This is a genomic window from Shewanella dokdonensis, from assembly GCF_018394335.1.
GTDB lineage: Bacteria > Pseudomonadota > Gammaproteobacteria > Enterobacterales > Shewanellaceae > Shewanella > Shewanella dokdonensis.
Genome location: NZ_CP074572.1, coordinates 1171286 through 1197889, shown reverse-complemented (window position 1 = coordinate 1197889; position 26604 = coordinate 1171286). Strand labels below are relative to the sequence as shown.

Here is a 26604-nt window from a genome sequence, read left to right as displayed (position 1 = left end):
CCATGCTGGCGGTCATTGAAAAATGGAAAGCGGGGATCCCCTACCAGAGCCTATTGCTGGCGAGTATTTGTGGTGTTGCCGCAGCACTATTATTGCTGACAGATAGCCTTACTAAACCGCTGATCGCACAGCGCTTAGAGGAAGATCAGAACGCCTTGCTGACGGAAGTACTCAACGGGGCGCCTTATGCCAATAAGGTGTTCAGCAATGCGCAACAGCTCCAGTTTGCAGGCAGCCACTATGAGATGTTTCCGGTGAAAAACGCCGCTGGCACTGTGACACATTACGTGGTGCGCGGTACTACCGAAGGTTACGGCGGCAGCATCAGTTTTCTGTTGGGGGTTGATAGCAATGGCGTTATCAGCGGTGTGCGTATCCTCAGCCATAGCGAGACCCCAGGACTTGGCGACAAGATTGAGCTGGCAAAAAGCCAGTGGATCCTCAGTTTTAATCAGCATTCTCTGCAAAATACCGCGCTGTGGGCAGTGAAAAAGGACGGCGGCAGTTTTGATCAATTTGCCGGGGCGACTATCACGCCGCGGGCCGTGGTCAATGGCGTCCATCACGCCATGCAGGCGTTGATGCAACAGTTACCGCAGGCGCATCCAGTCGAGGAGGCAACGCATGGCAAACAATGATTACTCACACATCACGGCAGATGGGCTGTGGCACAACAATATCATTCTGAAACAGAGTTTGGCCTTGTGCCCCTTGCTGGCGGTCACTGGCAGTGCCACTAATGGTCTGGGACTTGGGCTGGCGACTACAGTGGTGATGGTGGCTTCCAACATGCTGACATCCATGGCTAAAGGCATTATCAGTAAAGCGGTGCGGATCCCCGCTAACATCATCATCATCGCCTCCTTGGTGACCCTGATTGACGTCATGCTCAACGCTTGGTTACACCCGCTGCATAAAGTGCTGGGACTGTTCATTCCGCTCATCGTAACCAACTGCGCCATCTTGGGGCGGGTGGAATCTTTTGCCAGCAAAGCATCGGTACTGCCGGCCATGGTGGATGGGCTGGCGATGGGCTTGGGGTTCACCTGGGTGTTGACTGTCCTTGGTGGCATTCGCGAGATCATTGGCAGTGGCACTTTGTTTGCCAATGCTAGCCTGTTGCTCGGCCAACATTTTGCTTTTCTGGAAACCACGGTTATCCATGATTACCGCGGCTTGCTGCTGGTGATCCTGCCGCCAGGCGGCTTTTTGGTGTTAGGTGCGGTACTGGCGCTGAAACAGAAAACGTCACTGTGGTTGCAACAACGCAAGGCGGTAGCGGCCGCGGTCTCAGGCGGTGCATCATGAAAGTCAGTGTGGTATATGCCTTGCCACAGGAGCAAGTATGGTTGCCCGTGCAGTTAAGCGACGAGGCCACCTTAATGTCAGCTATCGAGGCTTCAGGCATTTTGGCGATGTTTCCGGCGATTAAATTGGATCGGCAGAAAGTTGGCATATTTGGCAAAATCACCGCGCTGGATGCGCCACTGAAAGATGGCGATCGGGTTGAGATCTATCGGGCAATTACCTGGCAACCGCCGCAAGATGCCGACGATGATGATGACGACGCGTAATTGTCAGCTTTGTGACAAATTGTTAGTGGCTGTGCTACAGATAATTATCTAACTAAATGAAATTCAATATGTTATAGCGGGAACGCGAATTGCACTGTTAGTGCTGAATCCATTTTTTGCAAGGGGCTAATCATGGCAAAAGTCGCAATTTTTTTGGAACAGATACCGGCAGTACCCGCAAGATCGCCAAGCAGATTGCAACACAACTGGGCGACGTGGCTGCCAAACCACTGAACATTAACCGGGTAGAAGATACCGCGGTTTTTGATGAATATGATGTGTTGATTTTTGGCACCCCAACGCTGGGCGACGGGCAATTGCCAGGGCTATCGGCTGAGTGCCAGGAAGCCAGTTGGGAAGAGTTCATGCCTAACTTTGATGAGCTTGATTTGTCCGGTAAGAAAGTTGCCTTGTTTGGGCTCGGCGATCAGGTGAACTACCCCGATGAATTTGTAGATGCGCTCGGTGAGCTTTATGACTGTGTCATCGCTTGTGGTGCCGAGGTTGTGGGGAGTTGGCCGGTTGATGGATACCAATTTAATCAGTCAGCGGCAGTGCTGGACGACCGTTTTGTCGGTCTGGTAATCGACAAAGATAATCAGGCGAGTCTCAGTGATGATCGCGTGGCCACTTGGGTCGCCCAGCTGCAAGCCGAATTAGCGTTGTAACTCAGTTCGCGGATTTAAGCTTTTTCATAAACAGCTTGAGTTGTGGGCCGATTTCGCTGAACAGTGGATGTTTGCGTTCGGCCGTGATCACTTCACCGAACAGTTTCAGACCGATGATAAAATTTTTAGTTTGTTCATCGCTGAAACCTAGGCGGCCATTAGCCCGTTCGAGAATCGCGAAAAAGTCATCGTGATTGGTGGCGTCAAAGCGCAGCGCTTGTACTGGGGTGTCACCATCCATTTTTTCAACGGTGATACGGTATTGATGTGGCATAAGTCGACTCCTGTTGCGATTTGGCACTGTGATAGTTTTGTTTTACCGGTTTAGTTGATAAAATCAATTAAATCCAAAATAGTTGATAAAGTCAACCAATGAATATTGATCAATCCCTGTTTGCCGTACTTGAATCGCACAAGGCGGCGCTGCAAAAGTTGTTTAACCGCGAGCTGCCCGGCATGTCATTGCTGTATTTCTGGGTGTTGAGACAAGTGGGCGCGGGTTATGGCATTACGCCACAATTGGTGGCGCAGAAACTGCACCGTGATAAAGCGCAGGTGACTCGTTTGGTCATGGATATGGAACAACAGGGGTTACTACAGAAATTGCCACACCCGCAGGATCGCCGCAGTATATTGCTGCAATTGACCGCTCAAGGCGGCACCTGTCTGGCGCAGGCCGAAGAACTGCAACGGCAAGTGGCCGAAAAAATGACCTCGGGTATTTCTGCAACTCAGCAGTCGTTGCTGGATGCGGCGTTACAACAAATGCGCGATAACCTGAATTCAGTCGAGTAAACTGCTGAGTGATGACGCTAAAAGTGACCAAGAAGTTACTGTCTGTCATGGAAAAAATGACCTTGCTCGCGGTGGCAGCATGACCCGTTTCTCATTATGTTAAAAGAGATGGCTTGCTTGTTGAATTTTTGAGCTTTTTAACCACAAAATAACTATATCGGTATCGGTGTGTTTCAGCCCTAGATTGACAAGGACAGGGTCAATGTCACTCAGCCGCAAGATGTTATTTGCTGTGCTGGCGGTGTTTGTCGCAGGCTTTTTTACGCTGCAGTACGCCACTTATATTTTTATCCAGCGAGAATCCGAAGAAGAGCTGTTGCAATCAGCTGAACGGATCCGCGCCTTGCTGATGGCGACTCGGCGGGTTTATCACCATCAGTTTCTCGAAAGCGGTCTGCCGTTAACGGATAAAACCTTAGGATTTCTGCCTGCGCATGCGCTGGGATTAATCTCCAAAGATATCCCCAATTGGGAAGATTCCGGTTTTTCATTCGACAATGTCTCCAATATTCCCCGTAATGCTGATCACCAAGCGGATGCCATTGAACAGGCCGCGCTTAGTTATTTTAAGCAACACCCGCAAGCGCAACGTCTGTTTGTGCCCTTCACCGATAAACAGGGGCGACAGTTTTATCATTATGCCCGGCCAATTTGGGTGGAACCCTATTGCTTGACCTGCCACGGTAGCAAGGCGTCTGCGCCAGCAACCATTCGGGCGCATTATGATGCGGCCTACAACTACCAGGTGGGCGATTTGCGCGGCATTGTCAGCATCAAAATTCCCGGTGCGATTGTGATGCAAAGAGTGCAGCACATTTTCTCCATGCAGTTTTGGTGGATTTTTTGCTCTAGCGTGTTACTGCTCCTGGTGATTTTCCTGTTGATCAAACGCAACGTCATCTGGCCAATTGCTAAATTAAACCAGGGCATTGAAAGCATGGGCGACCAAGCCCAGGTTGAGCAGTTGGAAGCATTACCCGGTGAATTTAGCCGTATTGGTCATGCTTTCAACCAGATGGTGGCTCGTATCAAAATGAAAGAAGCCGCGTTGAAGGAAAGTGAATCTAAGTTTCGCACCTTGGTTGAAGTGGCGCAGGACGGTGTGCTGCAAGCTAATCAGCGCGGTGAGGTGATCTTCTGCAACCGCGCGGCCGAATTGCTGTTCGGTTATCGTGAAGATGAGATGGTTGGCAAACCTTTAGCCAATTTGATCCCCAGCCGTTATCTGCCACAGCGATTCGCCAATGGTGGCTTAACCCTTGGCCGCTCAACGGCAGATGTGGGGCGCATCAGCGAAGTGGTCGGGATGCATCGCAATGGCCAACCACTGCAAATCGAGATGTCGCTAAGTAGCTGGCAGCAAGGAGGCGAAACCTATTTTGTGGCGGTAATGCGCGATATTACTGAACGCAAACAAGCGGAGGAACAGATCCGCACTCTGGCATTTTACGATCCTTTGACCGCATTGCCCAATCGCCGATTATTGCTGGAACGGCTGAAAATCGCCCGGACTAACAGTGCTCGCAATGGCCGCTATGATGCGATTCTGCTGCTGGATCTCGACAATTTCAAAATGCTCAATGACACACATGGGCACAGTGTAGGCGACCGGCTATTGGTTGAAGTCGCTAAGCGTATTCAACAGATATTGCCTAAACAGGACACGATGGCGCGCATCGGCGGCGATGAATTTGTCATTCTGTTGGAAGGTCTAGCGCCGGCAATGTGTGACGCGGTTACTGAGGCGACCACCATTGCAAATAATGTCCGTGAGCAATTATTAAAGCCATTTGATATCGATCTGTTGCTTAACGGCTACATGGCAACCGTCAGCATCGGGGTGACGGTTTTTTGTGGTGACGGCCTCTCCATCGATGAAATGTTGACGCAGGTGGATATGGCGCTCAACAAGGCTAAGGCCGGAGGTCGCAATAATATTCAGTTTTTTGATGCGACCATTCAGCAGGCCATATCGCGGCGCAGTCATATTGAGCATGGGCTGAAACAGGCCATTTCACGGCATGAATTACGCCTGTATTATCAGCCGCAGGTGGATAGCAACGGCACTATGTTTGGGGTGGAAGCGCTACTGCGCTGGCAAAAAGCCAATGGGGAACTGGTGTCTCCAGAGCAGTTTATTCCGGTGGCGGAAGAGTCTGGACTCATCAACGAAATAGGCTTGTGGGTGTTACAGCAAGCTTGTCGGCAACTCGTGAGTTGGCAGCAGTCATCTCAGACTCAGGCGTTGAGCATTGCTATCAATGTGAGTGCCCGGCAGTTTTTACGCAGCAATTATGCTGCCGAAGTGTTGTATGAACTGACGCAGTCTGGGGCGCGCGGGGAACGGTTAAAGCTGGAGCTGACAGAAAGCGCGGTATTGCAAGATGTGGATGCTGCCAAGCAAAAAATTCTGCAACTAAAAGCCGTTGGGGTGCAGTTTTCCCTGGATGATTTTGGAACCGGGTATTCCTCTCTGGCCTACTTGAAACAACTGCCGGTAGATCAGGTGAAGATTGACCGATCATTTGTAAAGGATGTAACGGATAACAGTGGGGATGCGGCTATTGTGGAGGCCATTCTTGGCATTTGCGACTCATTGGCGCTGGAAGCGATTGCCGAAGGGGTAGAAACCGCCACTCAGCGAGATTTTCTGTTACAGCATGGCTGCGGCAATTTTCAGGGATTTTTCTTCAGTAAACCGTTACCGATAGAGGAATTGATGGCAACTTTCTTTCCCCATTCCGACTGATAGCTGCTGTCGTCATGAATTACTGATGCGGCGGATGGGTATCCTTTGCCGATAGATAAATCCGCTGTGGCCGACCACAGCGGATTGCATATAACCACACATATTTTGAACAGCAAGAAGGCTTAGAGTGCTAAGGTGACTTTGACCCAGAACTTGTCACCCTCGGGGCGGTTCTCCGCATTCACTTCTTTTTGGTATCTCAGCTCCAAAGACCCCATTTGCCCATCGATTTTTACCGCCGGGCCAATAGCAAATACTTTGCCTTTGTAGCCATCCTGGTAAATTTCGCCGCCCACTTTATCATCGGTTGTCTGCTGATAATAATATCCAGCTAAGCCTAACGTGTAGTTCGCTACGTGGTAACCTAGGGCGTAATCGAAGTGAAATTCTTGACCAGATTTATAGTCGGTATCATCGTTTTTGGCGTTGATATCGTACATAAACTTGGCAGAAGCCTCGAAGCCATTATTCAGGTAAGTCGTCACAAATACTGGCGTTGTTACCCAATAGTTACGGCCGGGATTGGCAAAACGATACTGGTTATATTCGCCAGTGGGGGCCGTAAATTCCAGCGCTGCGGCAAAATGCCAGTGGGTAAAATGCCAGCCTAACATGATAGGCGCGATGGAAATATCGCCGAGGCCGCTAACACTGGAGTGGATATCGGCAGGGCCAGCTTGCAGCTCGCCACTGATGTGTACCAGTGGGATAGTGGTGTACATGCCGTAGTCGGCACCTAACAGCTGATAGTGTGTCATGTAGATGAAACGTGACACATCGGCGCTCGCCTGCAAATTAACGTTGGCACCACTGTTGTGACCATCGGCATCGTTCAAACGGTCAACCGTATAGTGGTTGAGAAAATTCTGATAGTACAGTCCCGCTGGCGGTAATGCTCCCGCCATATAGCCTTCGGCACCGTTAGGGTAAACGCCACCGCCACCTTCTGTGGCCAGCACGCTAGTGCTGAACAGGCCGGCCGTAAGCAGGGCACCGGCTAACGTTGTTAACTTAGTCATAGTGTCTCCGCTCATTTACCGATTTTGATATAGTCGAGTGCATTTTGGGCGGCCTTTCGACCAGAGTAGGTCGCAAAGCCAAAAGCGTGTCCAGAGGCCCATAAGGTGTAGGTATCTGAGTAGATGCCTCCCACATCATTACCACCGGCATACAGCCCCTTAATAGGGTTGTCATCGGTATTGACTACGGACATCTGGGTATTGATGCGCAGCCCGCCAACAGACGTGAAGTGGTAAGGCATCAGTTTCACGGCATACAAACGTCCGTGATTCAATGGGCGTGTCCACATGCGATCTTTATTGAAGGCTTCATCGTAATGGGTTGTCGCGGCCAGATTGTAGCTATCGTAAGCGTGTTTTAGATTGGCAACTGGCACATCAATCGCTTTGGCTAACTGTTCAATACTGGTGGCAGATTTAAAGCTCTCACTCTTGGCTGCCAGCGCATTTTTGATTTCGCTATCGATGTTTTTCAACTTGGTCATCACCGGAACCAACACGCCGACGCCGTTATCAACACCATCATTCTTGGCGTGTTGCAACTCGGCATCATCAAAAATGGCCCAAGCGTAATGGCCCTTTTGCCGGCCAATGGTGTTACCGGCATGGGCAAAACTGAAGGCCACGGTTTCATCGACAAAGCGGTTACCATGAGCATTGACCCACATGTTGGCTGGCTGCCAAGTCATGGTATAGATGTTACCCAGCGGAATAATGCCTTTCCCTTCGGTACCGGGATGCAGCATTAAGGTTTCGCCTTCATGGGCAGCGCCAATCTCACGCCCCATTTCGATGCCGTCACCGGTTTTATTTAGCGGCAGAGTCGGTTTGAAATCTTTTCCATCAAAATGGGTCCACTGGTCGATTTTTTCGGGCTGTTACCAAAACCGCCAGTACCGATAATGACCGCCTTGGCGTGAATGACAATGTCATTGCCTTTGTGATCTTTTGCTTTTACGCCAGTGACTTTGCCATTTTCATAGAGCAAGGTGTTGGCAGGCGTACGCATCAAGAACTGTACTCCGTCTTTTTGGGCATGTTCTTGCAGGGCGGTGACTAGTGCCGCGCCATGTACAAACTGCTCGCGGTTTTTGATCAGATGCCAGGTTTCCGGTTCTTTCGGGGAAATCTGCACCACTTCAAAATCCACCCCGTGCTTGTTTAACCAACGCAGATTGTCGGCAGACTCATCGACAAACTCCCGTTCGATAGCACCATCATTCTTGAAGTGGGAATACTCCATGATGTGTTCATAAGCTTGGTCTTTGGTGAGCGCGTAGGATTTAGCACGCTGATAGTCACTTTCAACGGCAAACAGCCCTTCGGCAAAATTAGAGCTTCCCCCAGGTAAGGATTTTTTCCACGACTATCACTTTGGCACCCGCTTCTGCCCCAGTGACGGCAGCCGATAAGCCCACTGCACCACCGCCGACTACTGCGATATCGGTTGTATATTCAATAGTTTTCCCGTAAGCAGTCTGGCAAGCGCCAGAATGCCCAGGGCAAATACGTTATTCAATGTTGCTTTCATATATGTCACCCTCAATAGCCCGGATTATTTGATTTTGCTGAACTTAGCGTCCCTGACGATAGGACCGTGGCAGTCCTGGCAGAAGTTGGTTAGTTGGGTATGGCTGGCGTGGCAACTGCTGCATTCCAGATTTTCAAAGTGCGGACTCATGTGGGGATTTTGCTGCATATCTTTGGTTTTATTTGCCAGCTCAGCATAGGAGCCATGGCAGGTCAGACAACTGCTGTTTTTTACCGCAGCTTGTGTATCTGCCCCGTGGCAATCCTGACATTTGACCCCATTTTTTAAATGGTAGGCTTGCCACTGGAACTCTTGTGCCTGCGCAATATTGCTGCCACTTAATATCAACAGCGACATGGAAAATGCGATAGTGATTAATTTCATCTTGGTTTACCCTCTTTAGGTGATGCAAAATGATTTGAAATAATAGTTATTTTGCAATGATTATTTTATTTTGTTTTATTTCAGTAACCAGATGCTTAATACCTAGGGTGTGCTAAGTAAAATTACCTAAGCTATTTTTAGTGTTTTTTATTTTTAAAAATAACAGTTATTTATATTGTTTAATTTTTTAATAAATTCTGAAATATAGGTAATATTACCTATTCAAATATGGGCATTGTCACTGAGCTTGAAAGTGAAATGTCTGCGGTAGATTTTAGATATGTGACTAGACTCCCAAATGTCAGTGACATCAGGCCAGACAGGGTTTTAATCACAAGCTAGAATGACAACATGGACAACGCTGAGATTGGGGGCGTATGAACATTCTTGCAGGTTTTTCTCACGAAGGGCTATTACAGGACCGATATAATAATTTATTGATATCGCATGAGCGTTACCGTGCGATGTTTGATAATATCCCGTTGGCATATATGTCTATGGATGAGAATGCCGCTATTATTGATTTTAATAATGCATTTTCAGAGTTGACTGGATATTCATACGAAGAGGTATATCGTAAACCATTTGCTTTCTTTTTATATGATAAAAAGGATGTGGAATACCATATCAATGTGACTTTCCCTCGATTTAAACGCAAGGGCTTGTCTCGTAATCAGCCGTGGAAATTAAAACACAAATCTGGGCGTGAAATATATGTCATTGTTCACGGGAATGTTCGCTACGATAACGACGGGCATTTTATTCAGACACATTGTCTGATAGTCGATGTTACGGAACAGCGCTTAGCCCGTGAAGAATGCCAGCGTGCCGAGTCTAAAGCGCAGTTAATTCTTGATGTTATCTCCGAGCGCGTGACATTTCATGATCGCGCCCACCATATTTTATGGGCGAACAAAAATGCCCGCAGTAACGCCACTAATGCGGGCATTCCAACCCAGCAATCTTGTGTAAATGAGCAGGATTCCTGCGATAAATGCCCGGTAAATCGCGTATTTAAAGACAGTAAGGCGGCCTTTGGCGAAGTACAGGTTCAAGGGCGGCTGTTGCAGGTCTCGGCCTATCCTGTTGTTGAAGACAATGGTGAACTCAGTGGGGTGGTGCAGGTTGCCCGTGACATTACTGAGCAGCGTAATCTGGAAATTGAGTTATTACGCCTCAGCACCAATGAGCGGCGGCGCATTGGTGGCGATTTGCACGATGGCGTTGGACAGGAGCTGACTGGCTTGTCATTTCTGGCCAGTGCCATGGCGAATCAGCTACAAGGTCGTGGCGATCCATTGAGCGAACTGGCCGACAAGATTGTCGAGACCGTTGGCCGGGCGCGGCAGCGAATGTATAACGTGCTGCAAGGCCTCAGCCATGTCCCTGAAGGGCCAGATGGCCTGACGAAAGCGCTATCATCATTGCAGCAATCGGTACAGGATCTCTATGACATTGACTGCTACTTTCAGCAGCCGCGCCATATTGCTTGATGATGATGTGATCAGCGCTCACTTATTCAATATTGCCAGTGAGGCGGTCAGCAATGCCATGAAGTACAGCCAGTGTTCGCAGCTGTTGATCGCGCTAGAGCAACAAGGGCATAGGCTATTGCTCAAGGTGCAGGATAACGGCTGTGGTATTGCCGATGCGGGGCAACGTCGTGGGGCGATGGGACTAAAGATCATGCAGTATCGCGCCACCATGATAGGCGGTGAATTAAAGGTCGAGACTGGCGCACAAGGGACTTGCATTAGTTGTGACGTGGCATTAACTGCCTCCCATAATGGAGCAAATCATGAACGTTGATACACTGAACATCATGCTGGTGGATGATCATGCTATTGTGCGTGAGGGCATCTCCCGCTTAATCGAACAGAGTCCAGATCTACGGGTGTGTGCTCAGGCCGAAAATGCCGAAACCGCCATGCAGCAATTGCAGTTGCAGCATGTCGATCTAGTGATTGTTGATCTGTCACTGGATCAACAAAATGGTTTGGAGTTGGTTAAAGCCATATTGCAGCACGATAATGGCATCACAGTGCTGGTGTTCTCCATGCATCAAGAAGATATCTATGCCGAACGGGCGTTGCGTGCTGGTGCCAAGGGTTATCTGATGAAAAGTGAGTCACCCGACACCCTAATTGTTGCCATCCGTAAACTGCAACAAGGGGCATTTTTCTGAGCGATCGCATGACCAAATCTTTATTAGGCGAAGCGATTCATCAGGGACGAAACCACAGAGTCACCTCATTTGGGATACAGTCGCTGACAGACAGAGAACTGGAAATTTTTACCATGGTCGGTAAGGGCAGTCCCAGTAAAGAGATTGCGGTCAATTTAGGCTTAAGCGTCAAAACCGTTGATGCCGTGCGGCAGAATATCAAAAACAAATTGGGATTCCAGAGTGCATCGCAGATGGTCAAGTTTGCCATCGAATATGCTAATGCCGGGTAGTTCGGTATCTGGCGAATGCTCAAGTGCTGAGTGTTGCCAGCCAGCGCTGAACGGCATAAGCTTTTTCACTCTTAGCGGTGAACACAGAGGTTTTTGATGGCGACTGCCAGAAGCGGATGGTGGCGTGGCTTACAACGTTGGTTATGGCGTTTGTTATGCCTGTGGTTGCTGGTTTCGTTGTTCTCTGTCCTGCTGTTGCGATTTGTGAACCCGCCATACTGGAGTTGGCGTTTAGCTCGTGCTATTGAGCCACCGGGTAAAATCACGCAGGTGCAACAGCAATGGCAACCGCTTTCTGCTATCTCCCGTCATTTGCAACTGGCGGTGATTGCCAGCGAAGACCAGCGTTTTCCTGAACACTTTGGCTTTGATTTTAAACAGATTGGCGATGCCATTGCCGATGCTCGCAAAGGCGATGGTTTACGCGGTGCTAGTACTATCAGCCAGCAAACGGCGAAAAATCTGTTTATGTGGCCTTCACGCAGTTTTGTGCGTAAAGGGCTGGAAGCCTGGTTTACCCTGTTAATCGAACTGTGCTGGGACAAACAGCGGATTTTGGAAGTCTATCTTAACGTGGTGGAATTTGGCCCCGGTATCTATGGTGCCGATGCCGCCGCTCACCATTATTTTCACAAACCCGCATCTAGGTTGAGTCGTTATGAGGCGGCGCTACTGGCCGCAATATTGCCGAATCCTTGGCATTACCGTATTGCACCACCTTCGGCTTATATGGCGGAACGTGCCGACTGGATCAGCACCCAAATGCGGCAGTTGGGGCAGATAACCTTGCAAAAGCTGGATTGAATTCACCTAGCGGATCCGCCTCTGCGTAAATCCGCTAGATGATAAGGGTTGGAATTACAGTCTAAAACGCGACACTTCCTGATGTAACGATTGTGCCAGCGCCGCAAGCTGTTGCGCTTGCTCGGTCGCATCCACTGCTTCATTGGATAGATTTTCAGACACTTCCCTGATGGATTCTGTATTGCGGTTTATCTCACCGGTAACCGATGTTTGTTCTTCGGCCGCGGTGGCTATCTGGCTTGCCATGTCCGAGATGCGGGTTATCGCATCGGAGATATGTGCCAAACTGGCACTGGCAACAGTGACATCTGACACGCTGGTTTCTGCTAAAGCGTAACTAGAATTCATCGACGCCACCGCCTTCGATGCGGTTTGCTGTAAGGTTTCTATCATGTCCTGAATTTCTTGGGTTGAGGCATGCGTTTTTTGCGATAACACCCGCACTTCATCTGCAACCACGGCAAATCCGCGCCCTTGTTCTCCGGCTCTGGCAGCTTCAATGGCGGCATTGAGTGCCAGCAGATTGGTCTGCTCAGCAATATTGCTGATAGTCAGCAAGATACTGTTGATGGTCTGGGATTGGTTGTTCAGCTCTTTGATGATGACACCTGCGTTTTCGACTTCGGTTGCCAGTCCATTGATAGACGAGTGACTTTTTAACACCTGTCCCTTACCTTCATCGGTTAGTAATACGGCTTCTTTGGCGGTATTGGCCGTCTGTTCAGCATTGCTGGCGATTTCTTCGGTGGCACTTGCCATTTCCGTTACTGCGGTGGCTACCATGGTGACTTCGTTCTGCTGCACAGAGATATTCTGACTGTTATTTTCTGCAGAGTTGGTGGTCATTTTCGCTTGTTCTTGGAGGCGTTCGGCAATATCTCGGGTTCTAGAAATCATGCCGTGGAGTCGGGCCACAAAGCGGTTGAACCCAACGGCTAGCTGGCCTATTTCATCACGTTCATTTTTTACTTTGATACTTACCGTTAAATCCCCTTCACCTTCAGAAATATTTTGCAGGGCGGTAGCGACATCTTCTAATTCTTTAAATTGCAGCTTAAATACCATATAGGTTGCTAAGGTGAAAATAACCAAAAAAATAACGCCAGTAATAATCATCTTCCACGCCAGACTTGCGGCTTCATTCATGATATCGCTTTTATTCATGACGAATGCCAATGCCCATTCGGTATTTGGCACGTTGACGACATATATTAGCTGCGCTGAACTATTAATTTTTTCTCATATAAAGCATCGGAATTTGCCATTGATTTCATTTCAGATGGGCTAAAGCTGTCATTAATTTCACGCATCTGTTTGCCGTTGAGTGACGCATCTGGATGGCTGATAATGGTTCCATCATGATCAAATAAAATGCCATAACCATTACCGGGCAGATGTAGTTTGCGCACGGCTTCGGTCAGCTCATCAATGGCAACATTGACTGTAGCTACTCCGTAGAATTCGCCGTTTTTCTTGACGGGGGCGGCAATCGTCACCACCATTTTTTTCATGGCGGCACTGACATAGGGTTTGGTCACAAACATTGCGTCTGCGTTTTTCACACCCTTGTACCAAGGCCGAACCCGAGGATCGAAGCCGGGGGTGACGATAGAAGGATCCTGACGGATCATATTGCCCTGTTCATCCCCCATAGATGTTAACCCAAACTGCATGGCTTGGTGGATTAGCACCAAGTAAGGCACCGGCGATTCATCCAAATGTTGCTCAAGTGTTTTGGCCAAGCTTTGCACGGCATTTTTTCGGTCAAGTATCCATTGTCCTTTATCTGCCGCAAAAGTATTGGAGAGTTCTTTTACTTCTCTTCTGGTATTTGATAATGAGGTATCACGAATGACATAAGAGGATAGTGCTACCATTAAAGTTAAGATAAGCATTATTGACAATACACAAAAAACAAGCAGTCTAGACTTTAATGTAAAATACATAACCATTGCCTTAATTAGAAATATTACAATAAATGAGAGATATTTATTGATGATCGCTAATTAGTCATTTCGTGCATATTTAAATATGTTGAATATTATTCGTTGATCACATAATTACTGGTTATTTAACTGGATTAATATGTATCGGCATATAATCTATAACATAGATATTTAATACTTATTTAATGAGAATGTGAAAATAATATTAATTATTAAAGTGGAATAATTAGCACTGGATAATTATTGCTGTATTTTTATGAGATGACGGCTTTATCAAGTTTGTGTAAAAAAGCCGGAGACAACCGCGGAGATGATCGATTGCCTCCGGGTGGGATTAACGGGTGACCATGTTACGTATCCGTTCGGCTTTTTCTTCTGAGGATTCCGTGGTTGGGGCCGGCACCTGCATGCCTCTTTGCACTGCCGGGCGGGCGGCAATGGCGGCTAACCAGCGTTGCAGATGGGGTAAGTCGGTAAGACTGATACCACTCCATTCATGGATATTAACCCACGGCCAAGTGGCAATGTCGGCAATACTATAAACATCACCCGCAAGGTATTGATGAGTGGCCAATTGGCTGTCCATTACTTCAAATAGGCGACGCCCTTCATTTTGATAACGCTCAATGGCTTCGGGGATCTTTTTCGGGAAGTAGCGGTAAAATACGTTTGCCTGACCCATCATGGGGCCAACACCGCCCATTTGAAACATCAGCCACTGGATCACTTGTGAGCGTGCTTTTGTCTCTGTTGGTAATAACTTGCCGGTTTTTTCTGCCAGATATAGCAAAATTGCGCCCGATTCAAACACGGCAAAATCATCATTGTCGCGATCGACAATGGCAGGAATACGGCCATTGGGATTGATCTTTAAAAATGCCGGCTGTTTTTGATCTTTGGCCGCCAAATCCAGCGCGTGAACCTGATAATCCAGCCCTAACTCTTCTAACGCAATCGAAACCTTGTGACCGTTAGGTGTGGCGGCGGTATACAACTCAATCATGGGAACTCCTTTACGGTTATAAGAACGCATCATGCTGCTGTAACGCCTGATACCAGTCGCTGATGTGCGGGTAGCTGCCAATAATGACTAACTGTAATTGGGCTTCGCAGAAGGTGATCAACACATAGGCACTGATATCGGCAACGGTCAGTTTCTTGCCAGCGATGTAGCGCTGCTGTTGCAGTTGTTGCTCTAGCAATGGCAAAAATTCGCTGACACGCTTTTTACTTTCTTCCCCCAACTGTTGATGCAGGTTTCCCGATCACGGTAAACACCGGAAAGATTGCGAAATGCCTGAAATGCTGGAATGAGTCCTTGCCATTCCACAATGCGGTTCCACATCTCTACTTGGGCTTTTTCTAACGCGGTTTGCCCAAACAGATATTGATGGTTCGTGGTGATTTCATCAAAGTAGCGGCAAATTGCCAGGCTTTCGCACAGGTGCGTTTCCGCATCAATCTCCAGCAATGGCACTTTCAAATTGACACTCATTTGCCGATAGGCTTCTGACAAGTTTTCCCCGCCGCGAATGTTCACCGTGACGCGTTCCACTTCAACACCAAGTGCTTTGAGAAAAATATTCACCCGGCGACAACTGGGGCTGGCAGCAACTTCATACAGCTTCATTAAGCGTGATCCTTTTTCGGAACGATCGTTTAGATTACACTCTAGATAATATCGGAACGATCAGTCAAGAATAACTTGAGGAAATGTTATGGCACGCAGTTGCTGTTTTGACCGCGAACAAAAACTGGAGCAAGCGATGCAGTTGTTCTGGGAGAAAGGTTTTGCCAACACCTCAGTAGCGGATTTGGTGCAGCGACTGGGCATTAACCGTTTCAGCCTGTACAACAGTTTTGGCGATAAACAGGCGTTATATGCGGCGGCGTTGCAGCGCTATTTTGCCAAAGTGACTCACGTGCATTTGCAACCGTTACAGCAGGATGATGCTGGATTACCACAGATTGAGTTGTTCTTGCGGCAGTTTGAACAGCGGCAGCAAGACAACCCTTTTGGCTGTTTTATTCAAAATGCCGTGGTTGAACACGCCGGAACCGATGCTAGGGTAGTGGCTCAAGGTGAGCAGTTATTTAGCCAGGTCAAAGCCGCGTTGCAGGCGGCGCTGACAAATGGTCAGCGGCGAGGAGAAATAAATCAGCAGATGACGGCAGATGCTTTAGCATCGTTGATTCTAGTGCAGATGCAGGGCATGCGGGTGCTGAGCAAAGCCCAGCGTTATCAAGACATCAGCAGTGCCGTGGATAGTCTGTTACAGATATTACGCAGTTAAATGCTTGCAAACGAGGCGGCTACAGCCGCCTTTGTTAGGTTGAATACTTATTATTGGGCTCCTGGTGGAGCAAATTTTGCCATCCACTCCTGCACTTGGTGGTACCAATAGAGGGAATTATTGGGTTTTAGGATCCAGTGGTTTTCATCTGGAAAATACAGCATGCGTGATTCCACACCACGACTTTGTAAGGTGCGGAACAGCTCAAATCCCTGCCCAACAGGCACGCGAAGATCTAGTTGTCCGTGGCTGACTAACGTTGGCGTATTGAAATTTGCGGCAAAGTAATGTGGCGAGATACTCTGATATAACGCGGGATTTTCCCAATATTGACCGAAGCGAGTACTGTGTACCGCAAAGTCTGATGCCATCTGTGAATACATATCGTAAACCGCAGCATGGATCAGCAACGCCTTGAATGGCTGTTGCGGCGTGCCAAGAATAATAGAACTCAGGTATCCCCCGTAACTGCCACCTCCAGCGACCATACGTTCACTGTCTATCCATGGTTGATTTTTAAACCAATCGGCGGCTTTCAGCACATCTTCCAATGATTTGCTTTTCCAGTCTGGGTTGATGGCATCGGCATAGGCTTGACCAAAACCACTGGAACCATGGAAATTAGGCCAGGCGGTAACATAGCCCCAGGAAGCAAAGGTCTGGGCGTTCCAGCGAAAGTGGAAACCGTCGCCGATGGCATTGTGTGGCCCACCATGGATCAGCAGAAACAATGGATACTTCTTACTGCGATCAAAACCGGGTGGATAATGTACCCACATCTGAATATCGTCACCGTTGTAGCCTTTATAAGTGACAGATTCATAACTACCAAGCTGCACATCTTTTAATACATCATCATTAAAGGTGTCCAAACGTGACATTTTGCCATTTTTGGGATTAATGCTAACTAACTGTGGCGGTTGCAGAAAGCTTTCATTGGTGGCAACCAACAACCCAGTATGACTCACTGACGGTAGGCTGAAATTAGTGTTATGTGTAATGGCACGATGCTTACCGCTTTGGGCATCAATGTAGTAGATACGATTGGTCGCGGCATCATCTATGCTGGCGTAAAAGCCTTTGCTATCAGGGGCCCAGCGGAATTGATTGATGGAGCGATCCCAGTTGTCAGTCAGACTGCGCAGTTTACGGCTGCGCATATCCAGTAATACCAGCCGCGCGGTGTCAGCGTAAAACCCAGGAATATGTTGTTGGCTAAAGGCCAGCGTTTTTCCATCAGGGCTGAACTGTGGGGCATCGTCAGCAGCTGGATTGTCCGGGGTAATATTCTCGGTGTTGTTGCTACCAATAGCTGCTAGGAACAGATCCAGCTTGGGATCGACACGGTTGGCTGAGCCATAACTGGAAAATGCTATCCATTTTTCATCGGCTGAAACATCGTAACTGCTGCGTCCTTGATTGGAGCGGAACAGCTCATGGTTTAATGGCTGAGTAATTGCCTCAACCTCGCCACCGGCAGCCGGGATACGAAATACATGCGCTTCACGGCGCTCATCCAGCCAGTGGTCAAAAGATGCATAGGGCAAGGCATTCCATTGATGGGCGCTGACTCTATTATCTTTATCGGCTTTCAACTGCTCTTTCATCTGTTCCCAGTTTTTGCCTGGAAAAATACTGCTGATGAAATATAGATGCTTGCCGACCCACTTGAGAGCAGAAACACCACTGGGGACTTCACTCAGTCGTTGCGCTTCACCAGGACGGTCCAACGGCAACAGGTATATTTGACCCGCTTCGTCATCATTGCGTTTGCTGATAAATGCCAACGTGTTGCCATCGGGGAAAATACAGGTTCACTGACTTTTATCCCGGCAATAGTTAATGGTCGTTGCTGTTGCTTATTCGCGGTAAACCACCATAGCTGGGTCGAACTTTTATCGGTTTTAACATCGTACTCCGTGACCGGGGCAACGATGTGATTGCCAGAAGGGGCGACCACGGGTGTCCCAATACGTTTAAGCTGCCACAGAACTTCCGCCGATAACGGTTTATTGGCTTCAGCCAGTGCTGACCCCATCGGCAGCAGTAGGCTGAGCAGAACTAACATGGTTTTTCTCACTCGCAGGCTCCTTGGAATAGTGAATGGCAGCTTAACTGCCAGTGATTTCCAGCGTTAACTATAGTCGCGAATGTTGAAAATAAACTGAGTGGTCAGGCGAGAGGCCTGGTATCAGCATGCTGATACCAATCAGTCCACGCGAGGGCTATCGGATTGGGGTTTACTCAGACTGGTGAAGTCCGGGCGCGGCAGACGATCTAATATGCGGTACAAATAGATAACCAGTACCGTTAGCGAGGCTGCAGTGACAAATAGCGCCGGGCCACCCCAGTGATCAAGAATGATCCCACCGCCCAGAGGAGCCAGTGCAAAGCCGAAATCATAGGCTGAGGCCGCGCCAAAATAGGCCCCACGCAGATGATCAGGTGCCAGTCTGTCGATGTGTACGTTCATGGTAGGAAACAGAATAGTTTCCCCTAGGCTGAGTACCACAATGGCACCAATCCAGCCCCAGAACAGCTCTATAGGATTTAGTGCCAGCCACAGCTGCGACACCAACAGCAATAGTAAGCCAATCTGAATGCGCCGTGTCAGTGGATAACTCGCTAACAATTTCAGTAGCAGAAACTGCGATGAAATAATGACACAGGCATTGGTAAAGATAATGCTTGAGATTAACGACAACAGTCCCGGAGCCTCTGCACGTGTCAGATACTGGACCAACGAGCTATCGGTTTGGGCATAAATAAACATGCAAAGAATATTTGCTAGGATCAGGCACTGCAGCAGTCTGTCGGCTAGCAGCACTTTCAGCGTCATTCCCATGCCGTATTTGGCCGTTGGCTGAGCATTATCAAGCTGAACAATGGGTCTTTGTTGCTGCCGTTTGAAGCCCCAATGCAGCATCAATATCAGTAAGGCAAAGGCGACCGCCGTAATATAAAAGCTGGATTGTTTTCCGGTCAAACCCATCCAGACCCCGGCCATAGGGCCGACAGCACAACCCGCGTTGACCATGAAATACAAAGACTGCATTGCCAGTTCTCGGGTCTGCGGTTCGGCGATGATATCGCCGATAGTCGCCGCCGTTAGTGGGCGCCATAGCGAGGTGGCTATGGCACAAAGCGTCATCACTACCACATAACCACTGACCGAATTTACCTGCGCCAATAGTGAAAAAGAGATGACATACAGCACCCCGGTGAAATACATCAGCCTGCGGCGGCCAAAGTGGTCAGAGAGCGAACTGCCAATAAAGCTGGTAAATACCGCAATTATCGCAGCATTTGACAGCACTAGGCCCACCTGTGTCGCGGTTAGCGCGAATTTTTCATATAAGATCACCGCCAAAAAAGGCCATACCATGAAATAGCTGCCACGGGTAAAGAATGACCCTAACAGCAGTACCCACATTAATGGGGGAAATTGCCGAAAGCGGGCAAAGGTAATATCGCTGTACACCTGTGTTGTTAAACCTGAAATGTTAATAAAATGAGCGAGCTTGGGATTGTAACTGTGCGATGTTTTTTTAGATAGTCAGTCAAAAATTTTTATGCTGGCATCTGTACTTTAATGGCATGGTGGCGGGGTGAGTGCGGCTTTGCTTATCGTTAATGAGGGTTTTTTGACAGCATTTCCAGCTGCCACCGTTTAAAAATTGTGACGGGATATTTACAGAGCGTTAATTATCACTTAATTTTTGCCCCCTAGTTTGGCCTGTCTGACTCTCAGCACAGCATGTAGTTAACCGTGCTAATTATGGATAAAACAAGGGAAGCGATGAAATATTTTCAATCACTGTTTACCGCTGCAATAGTGAGCGGCGCGATGATGTATCACGTCAATGCTCAGGCAGCTAACAGCACAATTGAAACCTCGGGTGATGTGGGATTAGTACTGGTTCCGGCACTGGCCTGGGGCATGAGCCAATGGAAGGATGATAGTGAAGGTCAGCAACAGTTTTACTGGTCGATGGGGAGCACATTACTGACCACCGAACTGCTTAAATATACCATCCATGAACGGCGCCCAGACGGCAACAGTAACGACAGCTTTCCTTCGGCGCATACTTCATTAACTTTTTCTGCGGCCACTTATATCCAGCAACGTTATGGCTGGAAAAGTGCTCTGCCATTTTATGCCGCAGCTAGTTATGTGGGGTGGACGCGGGTGCAATCGGATCGGCATTACACTAAGGATGTCGTTGCAGGTGCCTTGATCGGCTATCTTAACGCCCGTTACTTTACTGAGCCTTATCATGGTGTGCAGGTTTCTGCTTACGCGGAAGGTGGTAGTATCGGCTTGAACTTGCATATGGCATTCTAGATGGATCGTTTTTGTTAGCCGGAATATTGAGTGAAAAATCAGTCTTTCATCAAAAAGTTAGCATATGCCGTTGATGGTTTTGTCTATGCGGTAAAGCAGGAGCACAACATGCGCCGTCATCTGCTGGCGGCGTTGTTGGCAATCTTGGTATTTGTCTGGTTACAGCCCGCCGCATTGTGGTGGGCGCTCATTGTGCTGTGTATTGCTTTGGTGTGGTCGGCCGAGCTGATTAACTCGGCACTGGAAGCCTTAATTGATCATTTACATCCACAGCTGCACCCGCAGATAAAACATGTGAAAGACATGTTGGCCGCTATGGTGCTGGTGTTCAGCCTGGCGGCGCTGATCGTCGGGTTACTGGCAATGTACAGTACCTTGGATTAGCTGTCTTTCTATCAAGAAAGGGCACTATGATGTGCCCCTTTCTTCCTAAGTTATCATTTACGACCGCAGCCAATTTTACTCTGGGTCGTAGTCCAGCACTGGTGCCAGCCACTTTTCCACTTCGGCGATCGTCATCCCTTTGCGCTGGGCGTAATCCGCTACCTGATCGCGACCAATATTGGTGATACCAAAATAGCGTGACTGTGGATTGGCAAAATACCATCCCGATACGGCTGCGGTTGGATACATGGCGTAGCTTTCGGTGAGTCGCAGATCAATCCGTTGATCCGGTTGCAGCAGTTGCCACAACAAGCCTTTTTCGGTGTGATCCGGGCAAGCGGGGTAGCCAGGCGCTGGGCGGATGCCTTTGTACTTCTCACGGATGAGCGCATCGTTATTGAGGTCTTCATCAGCGGCATAACCCCAGAACTCCTTGCGCACGCGTTCATGTAGGCGTTCGGCAAAGGCTTCCGCCAGTCGGTCTGCCAGACATTTCAGCATAATAGCGCTGTAGTCATCGTGGGCGGCTTCAAATTTTGCCAAGTGTTTCTCAATGCCGTGACCCGTCGTGACGGCAAAGGCGCCCATATAGTCAGAAACACCGCTGTCTTTGGGGGCAACAAAATCTGCCAGACAGAAGTTATGATTACCCACACGTTCTAGCTGCATGCGTAAGTGATGGGTGGTCAGCAAGGTTTGTTGACGCGCTTCACTGTCGTACAGTTCGATATCGTCATCATTGATGCTATTGGCCGGGAATAAGCCAAATACTGCTTTGGCGGTGAGCCATTTTTCATCAATGATTTTATGCAGCATAGCTTTGCCATCGGCATAGACCTTACGGGCTTCTTCACCCACCACCATATCGTCCAGAATATCTGGGAAATGGCCGTGCAGTTCCCAAGCGCGGAAAAATGGCGTCCAGTCGATGCGGCCCAGCAGATCTTCTAATGGATAATCCTCAAATACCTGAATGCCCAATTGCTGTGGCTTCACGGGTGGATTGGCCTGCCAGTCGTGCTGCACTTTGTTGTCGCGGGCGGCAGGCAATGGCACCAGTGTCTTGCGTTTGGTCTGTGCCAGGCGTTTCTCGCGCATCACTTCGTATTCGGCGTAGATATCCGCGATGGTCTTAGCGCGGGTCTCGTCATTGATCAGTTTGCTCACCATAGGCACCGCGCGGGAAGCATCTGGAATGTAGATGGCGCCATGTGGATAGTGCGGGGCAATCTTGACCGCGGTATGAATTTTTGAGGTCGTCGCACCACCGATAATCGCCGGAATGGTCAGGCCTTCACGGGCGAAGGTTTTGACGTTATGCACCATCTCATCCAGACTGGGGGTAATAAGCCCCGACATACCGATAATATCGACCTGCTCTTTACGGGCGGTTTCGATGATCTGTTCTACTGGCACCATGACCCCGAGGTCTATTACCTCGTAACCATTACAGGCCAGTACCACACCGACGATATTTTTACCTATGTCGTGCACATCGCCTTTAACGGTGACCATCAAGACTTTACCGTTGCTGGAGCCTTGCACCTTTTCTGCTTCAATGAACGGATTCAGGTAGGCTACCGCTTTTTTCATCACTCGCGCCGATTTCACTACTTGCGGCAGGAACATCTTGCCGGCGCCAAACAGATCGCCGACCACATTCATGCCATCCATCAGTGGCCCTTCGATCACATCGAGTGGACGCGTCGCGGCTAGGCGGGCGGCTTCAGTGTCTTCATCGATAAATTCAGTAATGCCTTTGACCAGCGCATATTCCAGCCGTTTGTTCACTGGCCAGTGTCGCCACGCCTGATCTTCCTGCTTGCCAACACCGCTTTGGCCGCCACGGAATTTTTCGGCAATATCCAGTAGCTGTTCGGTATTGCTGGAGCCAGCAACTGGGCATGGCAGATTCAGCACTACCGCTTCGACGCGCTGCTTCAGAATGGGGTCAATATCATCGTAAATCGCCAACTGCCCGGCGTTGACTATGCCCATATCCATGCCCGCCTTGATGGCGTGATACAGAAACACCGCATGGATGGCTTCGCGCACCGGGTTGTTGCCGCGGAAGGAGAAGGACACGTTAGACACCCCGCCAGACACCATGGCGTGTGGCAAAGTGGCCTTGATATCTTTCACGGCATTGATGAAGTCCACCGCGTAGTTGTCGTGTTCTTCAATGCCGGTGGCGATGGCAAAGATATTCGGGTCGAAAATAATATCTTCTGGCGGAAAACCGACCTTATCGACCAATATGCGGTAGGCGCGGGTACAGATATTGATTTTGCGTGCGTGGGTATCGGCTTGGCCTTGTTCATCGAACGCCATGATGATTGCCGCTGCGCCATAACGTTTTACCAGTTGTGCATGTGCAATGAAGCTGGCTTCACCCTCTTTCAGCGAGATAGAGTTGACGATGCCTTTTCCCTGAATGCACTTTAATCCGGCTTCAATCACTTCCCATTTGGAGGAGTCGATCATCACTGGCACTTTGCTGATGTCGGGTTCAGAGGCGATAAGATTGAGAAACTTCTGCATCATCTCTACGCCGTCCAGCATGCCTTCATCCATGTTGACGTCGATGATCTGCGCGCCGCTTTCTACCTGTTCGCGAGCCACATCAAGCGCGGTTTCAAATTGTCCCTCTTTAATCAACCGTAAGAATTTAGCAGAGCCGGTGACGTTGGTGCGCTCTCCCACGTTAACAAACAGACTGTTGGTGTCTATGGTCAGCGGTTCCAGCCCGGCAAGACGGCAAGCAACGGGCAATTCGGGTAACTGCCGGGGTTGATGCTGACTGACGGCTTCACGGATGGCTTTAATGTGCGCCGGAGTTGTCCCACAACAACCACCGACTAAGTTAACCAGCCCTTCTTTGGCCCACTGACCGATGACTTCGGCCATCTGTGCCGGGGTTTCATCGTAACCGCCAAATTCGTTGGGCAGCCCCGCGTTGGGATGCACCGAAACAAAGGTTTCACTGATGCGTGCCAATTCTTCTACGTAGGGGCGTAATTCTTTCGGCCCAAGGGCGCAGTTAAGGCCAAATGATAACGGCTTGATGTGGCGCAATGAGTTGTAAAAAGCTTCAGTAGTCTGGCCGGTGAGGGTACGGCCGGAGGCATCGGTAATGGTGCCGGAAATCATCACTGGCAGTCGTACGCCAAGTTTTTCGAACACTTCATCAATGGCAAACAATGCCGCTTTGGCATTGAGGGTGTCGAAGATGGTTTCGACCATCAGTATGTCCGCGCCGCCTTTGATAAGCGCTTCAGTGGCTTGTATGTAAGCAGCCACTAACTCATCGAAATGGATATTGCGAAACCCTGGGTCATTGACATCGGGACTGATGGAACAGGTGCGATTCGTCGGGCCTAACACCCCGGCAACATAACGGGGTATTCCAGTCGCTGCCGCCACTTCATCGGCGGCTTCTCTGGCGAGTCTGGCGGCTTGTTCATTAATTTCGCTCACCAGCGCCTGCATGTCGTAATCTGCCATAGCGATGGTGGTGGCATTGAAACTGTTGGTTTCAATGATGTCGGCACCTGCTTGCAGATACTGGCGGTGAATCGACTTAATAATCTGCGGCTGAGTTAATACCAGCAGGTCATTGTTACCTTTGACGTCGCAATGCCAGTCGCGAAAACGTTCACCACGATAATCGGCTTCTTCCAACTTGAAGCTCTGGATCATAGTGCCCATGGCACCGTCGATAATCAAAATTCGCTGCGCCAGAGCATCGTGTATCTTGCGGCTCACAGCAGTGGCAGAAGTGTTAATCATTCGAAGCCTTAATTACCTGTTACTAAAATAAAAATTAACAAATACAAACTTTTAAAATTGAGTTATGATCCAGATCACATTACTGTGATTATGACAGTAAACAAGCATCATAGTATGGCTGCGGAATAACTACAGGGCTGTTTTGGATGTTTATACGTATAGACGTCCATAATAAGGATTCCAGCGTTCTGCGGCAAGGTGAAATTGTTGCCCCCAACCTGGGTAGTTAAATCGAAGGAACCATCATGTCCTGCTACAGAAAATTGACAGTATATCTGATGCGCCACGGCCGCTGTGCCGATGGCGATATTCTAAGAGGCCGTACCGATTCGCCATTGAGCGAGCAGGGACAGGAGCAGATGTGGAACGCTTGGCGTGAGCTGTGTAATCATCTGCCAGAAGGCAAGTTACGACTGTTGAGTTCACCGCTGCAACGTTGCAGCCTGTTTGCCGACAGCCTAGCCAGCGAGATGCCGGAATTTTTCGAAAGTCCATTAGCCACCGCTGACTGGTTGCAGGAACTGAATTTTGGTGAGTGGGACGGTAAGTCTTTGGCATCACTGCAAGCCGACTATCCTAAAGCCACCGCCGCTTATGGATGCGATCCGCTCAACCATACCCCGCCAAAAGCTGAAAGCGTGAATGAACTGTACCAGCGTATTAGTCGTGGCTGGAGTAGCTTGCTACAGGAACTGCTAAGCAGCCAGCAAGATAATGCCTTGTTGATCACTCATGGTGGCGTGATCCGGACGCTCATCAGCGAAATGATCAACCCAGGAAAACCGCCATTAAACGGTATCTTCAGCGGCCTAGAACTGCCTTACGGCGCACTGCTGAAAATTGAAGTGGATGCCCATGAAGTTGATGGTGACTGGGAATGCCTGCCAAAACTGCATTGGCAGTTATAAACATCGCCAGTTGTCTGCCTCTGCCACCGTCAGCGGATGACTGGCGGCAGAGCGCCATATACTGTTAGCCTATTGAGCCTGAAATAATCATGTTGGTGGAGGCGGCCCATGGAGCCGGCCCTAAAGGCTGATAATATTTGCTGGTCAGTAGCAGGCAAGCCGATATTGTCTGGTGTCAGCTTTAGCTTGCCCAAAGGGCAAGTGTTGGGACTCATAGGTCCTAACGGTGCTGGTAAGTCCAGTTTATTGCGATGTCTGTACCGCTATATTCAGCCCGATACTGGTAATATCCTGTTGCATGGTGATGCTATCGATGGCATGTCGCTGCAAACTTTTGCGCGTCAGGTGGCGGTGGTGCAGCAGGATATGCCTCTGGCGTCAGAGCTGAGTTTGCGGCAACTCGTCGCAACCGGTCTGACCCCTTATAAAAGACTTTTCGAGCGCAATTCGGCAGAGGATAATAATGCTGTTGACGCGGCATTGGCGCAGGTTGGTCTGCACCAGCAAGCGGAGGCAATGTTTCGACATCTGTCTGGTGGCGAAAAACAGCGGGCATTGATAGCTAGAGCAATCGTGCAAAAACCTGCGTTGCTATTGCTGGACGAGCCGACGAACCATCTGGATATTCGTTATCAGATCCAGATCCTCGAGCTTGTCAGAAGTCTTGGTGTGAGTGTTATTGCCTCTATCCATGATCTTAATTTGGCAGCGGCGATGTGTGATGAGTTGTTGTTATTGCATCAAGGGCGTGTGATTGCTGCCGGTGATGCGGCAACTGTGCTAACAGAGCAGCGTGTGAGCGAAGTTTTTGGTGTCTGTTGCCAAATAAGTCGGCATTCACAGACAGGCAAACCGCTGCTCCAGTATTTTTACGGTTATGCGCCGCCGACCGCCGATAAGACAGATGCTGTGCGGTGTGATAACGGAGTGAACTATGCCGCCAAGTAAACGCCCGCC

General features: G+C 49.1%; 28 protein-coding genes and 2 pseudogenes. 16 read left to right on the top strand and 14 right to left on the bottom strand.

Annotated elements, in window-relative coordinates; genetic code table 11:
- The first annotated feature begins 2 nt into the window (after positions 1-2).
- The 4 genes from KHX94_RS05750 (at position 3) to KHX94_RS05735 (ending at position 2242) form a co-directional block, all read left to right on the top strand.
- On the top strand, positions 3-638 hold the full coding sequence (locus tag KHX94_RS05750; RefSeq protein WP_213682711.1) for an RnfABCDGE type electron transport complex subunit G: 636 nt from the start codon (positions 3-5) through the stop codon (positions 636-638).
- On the top strand, positions 625-1308 hold the full coding sequence (locus tag KHX94_RS05745; protein ID WP_213682710.1) for an electron transport complex subunit E: 684 nt from the start codon (positions 625-627) through the stop codon (positions 1306-1308). Before KHX94_RS05750 ends, KHX94_RS05745 begins: the two co-directional genes overlap by 14 nt.
- Positions 1305-1574 carry an RnfH family protein gene (locus KHX94_RS05740; protein ID WP_213682709.1) on the top strand — a complete coding sequence of 90 codons (270 nt, stop codon included), beginning with the start codon at positions 1305-1307 and terminating at the stop codon, positions 1572-1574. Before KHX94_RS05745 ends, KHX94_RS05740 begins: the two co-directional genes overlap by 4 nt.
- 116 nt (positions 1575-1690) lie before the next feature.
- A complete protein-coding gene (locus KHX94_RS05735; RefSeq protein ID WP_213682708.1) occupies positions 1691-2242 on the top strand; it encodes a flavodoxin in 552 nt (183 codons plus the stop codon).
- Between the two features lies 1 nt (position 2243).
- Here the strand turns inward: KHX94_RS05735 and KHX94_RS05730 are convergent, their stop codons facing one another.
- A complete protein-coding gene (locus tag KHX94_RS05730) occupies positions 2244-2516 on the bottom strand; it encodes a DUF3861 domain-containing protein (RefSeq protein WP_213682707.1) in 273 nt (90 codons plus the stop codon).
- A gap of 98 nt (positions 2517-2614) precedes the next feature.
- Here KHX94_RS05730 and KHX94_RS05725 point away from each other — a divergent pair, with 98 nt between their 5' ends.
- Both KHX94_RS05725 and KHX94_RS05720 read left to right on the top strand, forming a co-directional pair.
- The gene (locus KHX94_RS05725) at positions 2615-3037 is read left to right on the top strand and encodes a MarR family winged helix-turn-helix transcriptional regulator (RefSeq protein ID WP_213682706.1); all 423 of its coding nucleotides are present in this window, start codon (positions 2615-2617) and stop codon (positions 3035-3037) included.
- 202 nt (positions 3038-3239) lie between these two features.
- Positions 3240-5786, top strand: coding sequence for an EAL domain-containing protein (locus tag KHX94_RS05720; protein WP_213682705.1), 2547 nt, complete (start codon positions 3240-3242; stop codon positions 5784-5786).
- Between the two features lie 122 nt (positions 5787-5908).
- On the opposite strand, the gene KHX94_RS05715 is transcribed toward KHX94_RS05720, so the two are convergent.
- The 5 genes and pseudogenes from KHX94_RS05715 to KHX94_RS05695 form a co-directional block, all read right to left on the bottom strand.
- Positions 5909-6805: a SphA family protein gene (locus KHX94_RS05715; protein WP_213682704.1), complete on the bottom strand. Its 897-nt coding sequence runs from the start codon at positions 6803-6805 to the stop codon at positions 5909-5911.
- An 11-nt stretch (positions 6806-6816) separates the two neighbouring features.
- Positions 6817-7593: an FAD-binding protein gene (locus KHX94_RS21015; RefSeq protein WP_213682703.1), complete on the bottom strand. Its 777-nt coding sequence runs from the start codon at positions 7591-7593 to the stop codon at positions 6817-6819.
- A 23-nt stretch (positions 7594-7616) separates the two neighbouring features.
- Positions 7617-8144 (bottom strand): annotated as a pseudogene (locus tag KHX94_RS21010) (FAD-dependent oxidoreductase); the annotation flags it as partial.
- The gene (locus tag KHX94_RS21740) at positions 8137-8247 is read right to left on the bottom strand and encodes an FAD-binding protein (RefSeq protein ID WP_425314065.1); all 111 of its coding nucleotides are present in this window, start codon (positions 8245-8247) and stop codon (positions 8137-8139) included. The pseudogene KHX94_RS21010 and the gene KHX94_RS21740, both read right to left, overlap by 8 nt.
- A gap of 113 nt (positions 8248-8360) precedes the next feature.
- On the bottom strand, positions 8361-8720 hold the full coding sequence (locus KHX94_RS05695) for a cytochrome c3 family protein (RefSeq protein WP_213682702.1): 360 nt from the start codon (positions 8718-8720) through the stop codon (positions 8361-8363).
- A gap of 377 nt (positions 8721-9097) precedes the next feature.
- Between KHX94_RS05695 and KHX94_RS05690 the strand changes: the two genes are divergently transcribed.
- From KHX94_RS05690 to mtgA, 5 genes are all read left to right on the top strand, one after another.
- Positions 9098-10213 (top strand): PAS domain-containing sensor histidine kinase, encoded by a 1116-nt coding sequence (locus KHX94_RS05690; protein ID WP_280529624.1) that lies wholly within the window; start codon positions 9098-9100, stop codon positions 10211-10213.
- Positions 10170-10529, top strand: coding sequence for a sensor histidine kinase (locus KHX94_RS05685; protein WP_213682700.1), 360 nt, complete (start codon positions 10170-10172; stop codon positions 10527-10529). The genes KHX94_RS05690 and KHX94_RS05685 overlap by 44 nt, the downstream gene beginning before the upstream one ends.
- Entirely contained in the window at positions 10519-10905 is a 387-nt protein-coding gene (locus KHX94_RS05680; protein ID WP_213682699.1) for a response regulator, read from the top strand. Before KHX94_RS05685 ends, KHX94_RS05680 begins: the two co-directional genes overlap by 11 nt.
- An 8-nt stretch (positions 10906-10913) precedes the next feature.
- Entirely contained in the window at positions 10914-11177 is a 264-nt protein-coding gene (locus KHX94_RS05675; protein ID WP_213682698.1) for a response regulator transcription factor, read from the top strand.
- Positions 11178-11273: 96 nt separating this feature from the next.
- On the top strand, positions 11274-11981 hold the full coding sequence (mtgA, locus tag KHX94_RS05670; RefSeq protein WP_213682697.1) for a monofunctional biosynthetic peptidoglycan transglycosylase: 708 nt from the start codon (positions 11274-11276) through the stop codon (positions 11979-11981).
- Between the two features lie 54 nt (positions 11982-12035).
- Here the strand turns inward: mtgA and KHX94_RS20245 are convergent, their stop codons facing one another.
- The 5 genes from KHX94_RS20245 to KHX94_RS05655 form a co-directional block, all read right to left on the bottom strand.
- A complete protein-coding gene (locus KHX94_RS20245) occupies positions 12036-13145 on the bottom strand; it encodes a methyl-accepting chemotaxis protein (RefSeq protein ID WP_244859348.1) in 1110 nt (369 codons plus the stop codon).
- A 47-nt stretch (positions 13146-13192) separates the two neighbouring features.
- On the bottom strand, positions 13193-13927 hold the full coding sequence (locus tag KHX94_RS20240; protein ID WP_244859347.1) for a PDC sensor domain-containing protein: 735 nt from the start codon (positions 13925-13927) through the stop codon (positions 13193-13195).
- A gap of 334 nt (positions 13928-14261) precedes the next feature.
- The gene (locus KHX94_RS05660; protein ID WP_213682696.1) at positions 14262-14930 is read right to left on the bottom strand and encodes a glutathione S-transferase family protein; all 669 of its coding nucleotides are present in this window, start codon (positions 14928-14930) and stop codon (positions 14262-14264) included.
- 16 nt (positions 14931-14946) lie between these two features.
- A complete protein-coding gene (locus KHX94_RS20235) occupies positions 14947-15171 on the bottom strand; it encodes a glutathione S-transferase family protein (RefSeq protein ID WP_244859346.1) in 225 nt (74 codons plus the stop codon).
- Positions 15123-15557 carry a glutathione S-transferase family protein gene (locus tag KHX94_RS05655; RefSeq protein ID WP_244859345.1) on the bottom strand — a complete coding sequence of 145 codons (435 nt, stop codon included), beginning with the start codon at positions 15555-15557 and terminating at the stop codon, positions 15123-15125. Before KHX94_RS05655 ends, KHX94_RS20235 begins: the two co-directional genes overlap by 49 nt.
- An 88-nt stretch (positions 15558-15645) precedes the next feature.
- Here KHX94_RS05655 and KHX94_RS05650 point away from each other — a divergent pair, with 88 nt between their 5' ends.
- Positions 15646-16221, top strand: coding sequence for a TetR/AcrR family transcriptional regulator (locus tag KHX94_RS05650; RefSeq protein WP_213682695.1), 576 nt, complete (start codon positions 15646-15648; stop codon positions 16219-16221).
- A 50-nt stretch (positions 16222-16271) separates the two neighbouring features.
- Here the strand turns inward: KHX94_RS05650 and KHX94_RS05645 are convergent.
- Positions 16272-18289 (bottom strand): annotated as a pseudogene (locus KHX94_RS05645) (dipeptidyl-peptidase 5).
- A 141-nt stretch (positions 18290-18430) separates the two neighbouring features.
- Positions 18431-19654 (bottom strand): MFS transporter, encoded by a 1224-nt coding sequence (locus tag KHX94_RS05640; RefSeq protein ID WP_283105021.1) that lies wholly within the window; start codon positions 19652-19654, stop codon positions 18431-18433.
- A 366-nt stretch (positions 19655-20020) separates the two neighbouring features.
- On the opposite strand from KHX94_RS05640, the gene KHX94_RS05635 reads away from it, so the two are divergent.
- Positions 20021-20566, top strand: a complete 546-nt coding sequence (locus KHX94_RS05635) for a phosphatase PAP2 family protein (protein WP_244859344.1) — start codon at positions 20021-20023, stop codon at positions 20564-20566.
- A gap of 30 nt (positions 20567-20596) precedes the next feature.
- The gene (locus KHX94_RS05630) at positions 20597-20950 is read left to right on the top strand and encodes a diacylglycerol kinase (protein WP_244859343.1); all 354 of its coding nucleotides are present in this window, start codon (positions 20597-20599) and stop codon (positions 20948-20950) included.
- A 75-nt stretch (positions 20951-21025) separates the two neighbouring features.
- Here the strand turns inward: KHX94_RS05630 and metH are convergent, their stop codons facing one another.
- The gene (gene metH / locus KHX94_RS05625) at positions 21026-24739 is read right to left on the bottom strand and encodes a methionine synthase (RefSeq protein WP_213682693.1); all 3714 of its coding nucleotides are present in this window, start codon (positions 24737-24739) and stop codon (positions 21026-21028) included.
- A 245-nt stretch (positions 24740-24984) separates the two neighbouring features.
- Here metH and KHX94_RS05620 point away from each other — a divergent pair, with 245 nt between their 5' ends.
- Both KHX94_RS05620 and KHX94_RS05615 read left to right on the top strand, forming a co-directional pair.
- Positions 24985-25647 (top strand): histidine phosphatase family protein, encoded by a 663-nt coding sequence (locus KHX94_RS05620; protein ID WP_213682692.1) that lies wholly within the window; start codon positions 24985-24987, stop codon positions 25645-25647.
- Between the two features lie 108 nt (positions 25648-25755).
- On the top strand, positions 25756-26595 hold the full coding sequence (locus tag KHX94_RS05615) for an ABC transporter ATP-binding protein (RefSeq protein ID WP_213682691.1): 840 nt from the start codon (positions 25756-25758) through the stop codon (positions 26593-26595).
- Positions 26596-26604: the final 9 nt, after the last annotated feature.

What these genes read in the sequence shown, in the direction of transcription:
- KHX94_RS05725 (WP_213682706.1), top strand. Translation starts at nt 2,615, where the DNA reads ATGAATATTGATCAATCCCTGTTTGCCGTACTTGAATCGCACAAGGCG.
- KHX94_RS05685 (WP_213682700.1), top strand. Translation starts at nt 10,170, where the DNA reads ATGACATTGACTGCTACTTTCAGCAGCCGCGCCATATTGCTTGATGAT.
- KHX94_RS05655 (WP_244859345.1), bottom strand. Translation starts at nt 15,557, where the DNA reads ATGAAGCTGTATGAAGTTGCTGCCAGCCCCAGTTGTCGCCGGGTGAAT.
- KHX94_RS05640 (WP_283105021.1), bottom strand. Translation starts at nt 19,654, where the DNA reads ATGTGGGTACTGCTGTTAGGGTCATTCTTTACCCGTGGCAGCTATTTC.
- KHX94_RS05720 (WP_213682705.1), top strand. Translation starts at nt 3,240, where the DNA reads ATGTCACTCAGCCGCAAGATGTTATTTGCTGTGCTGGCGGTGTTTGTC.
- KHX94_RS05730 (WP_213682707.1), bottom strand. Translation starts at nt 2,516, where the DNA reads ATGCCACATCAATACCGTATCACCGTTGAAAAAATGGATGGTGACACC.
- KHX94_RS05715 (WP_213682704.1), bottom strand. Translation starts at nt 6,805, where the DNA reads ATGACTAAGTTAACAACGTTAGCCGGTGCCCTGCTTACGGCCGGCCTG.
- KHX94_RS05660 (WP_213682696.1), bottom strand. Translation starts at nt 14,930, where the DNA reads ATGATTGAGTTGTATACCGCCGCCACACCTAACGGTCACAAGGTTTCG.
- metH (WP_213682693.1), bottom strand. Translation starts at nt 24,739, where the DNA reads ATGATTAACACTTCTGCCACTGCTGTGAGCCGCAAGATACACGATGCT.
- KHX94_RS05650 (WP_213682695.1), top strand. Translation starts at nt 15,646, where the DNA reads ATGGCACGCAGTTGCTGTTTTGACCGCGAACAAAAACTGGAGCAAGCG.
- KHX94_RS05695 (WP_213682702.1), bottom strand. Translation starts at nt 8,720, where the DNA reads ATGAAATTAATCACTATCGCATTTTCCATGTCGCTGTTGATATTAAGT.
- KHX94_RS05635 (WP_244859344.1), top strand. Translation starts at nt 20,021, where the DNA reads ATGAAATATTTTCAATCACTGTTTACCGCTGCAATAGTGAGCGGCGCG.
- KHX94_RS21015 (WP_213682703.1), bottom strand. Translation starts at nt 7,593, where the DNA reads ATGGGGCGTGAGATTGGCGCTGCCCATGAAGGCGAAACCTTAATGCTG.
- KHX94_RS20240 (WP_244859347.1), bottom strand. Translation starts at nt 13,927, where the DNA reads ATGTATTTTACATTAAAGTCTAGACTGCTTGTTTTTTGTGTATTGTCA.
- KHX94_RS05620 (WP_213682692.1), top strand. Translation starts at nt 24,985, where the DNA reads ATGTCCTGCTACAGAAAATTGACAGTATATCTGATGCGCCACGGCCGC.
- KHX94_RS05740 (WP_213682709.1), top strand. Translation starts at nt 1,305, where the DNA reads ATGAAAGTCAGTGTGGTATATGCCTTGCCACAGGAGCAAGTATGGTTG.
- KHX94_RS05690 (WP_280529624.1), top strand. Translation starts at nt 9,098, where the DNA reads ATGAACATTCTTGCAGGTTTTTCTCACGAAGGGCTATTACAGGACCGA.
- KHX94_RS05680 (WP_213682699.1), top strand. Translation starts at nt 10,519, where the DNA reads ATGAACGTTGATACACTGAACATCATGCTGGTGGATGATCATGCTATT.
- mtgA (WP_213682697.1), top strand. Translation starts at nt 11,274, where the DNA reads ATGGCGACTGCCAGAAGCGGATGGTGGCGTGGCTTACAACGTTGGTTA.
- KHX94_RS05745 (WP_213682710.1), top strand. Translation starts at nt 625, where the DNA reads ATGGCAAACAATGATTACTCACACATCACGGCAGATGGGCTGTGGCAC.
- KHX94_RS20245 (WP_244859348.1), bottom strand. Translation starts at nt 13,145, where the DNA reads ATGAATAAAAGCGATATCATGAATGAAGCCGCAAGTCTGGCGTGGAAG.
- KHX94_RS05675 (WP_213682698.1), top strand. Translation starts at nt 10,914, where the DNA reads ATGACCAAATCTTTATTAGGCGAAGCGATTCATCAGGGACGAAACCAC.
- KHX94_RS05750 (WP_213682711.1), top strand. Translation starts at nt 3, where the DNA reads ATGCTGGCGGTCATTGAAAAATGGAAAGCGGGGATCCCCTACCAGAGC.
- KHX94_RS05615 (WP_213682691.1), top strand. Translation starts at nt 25,756, where the DNA reads ATGGAGCCGGCCCTAAAGGCTGATAATATTTGCTGGTCAGTAGCAGGC.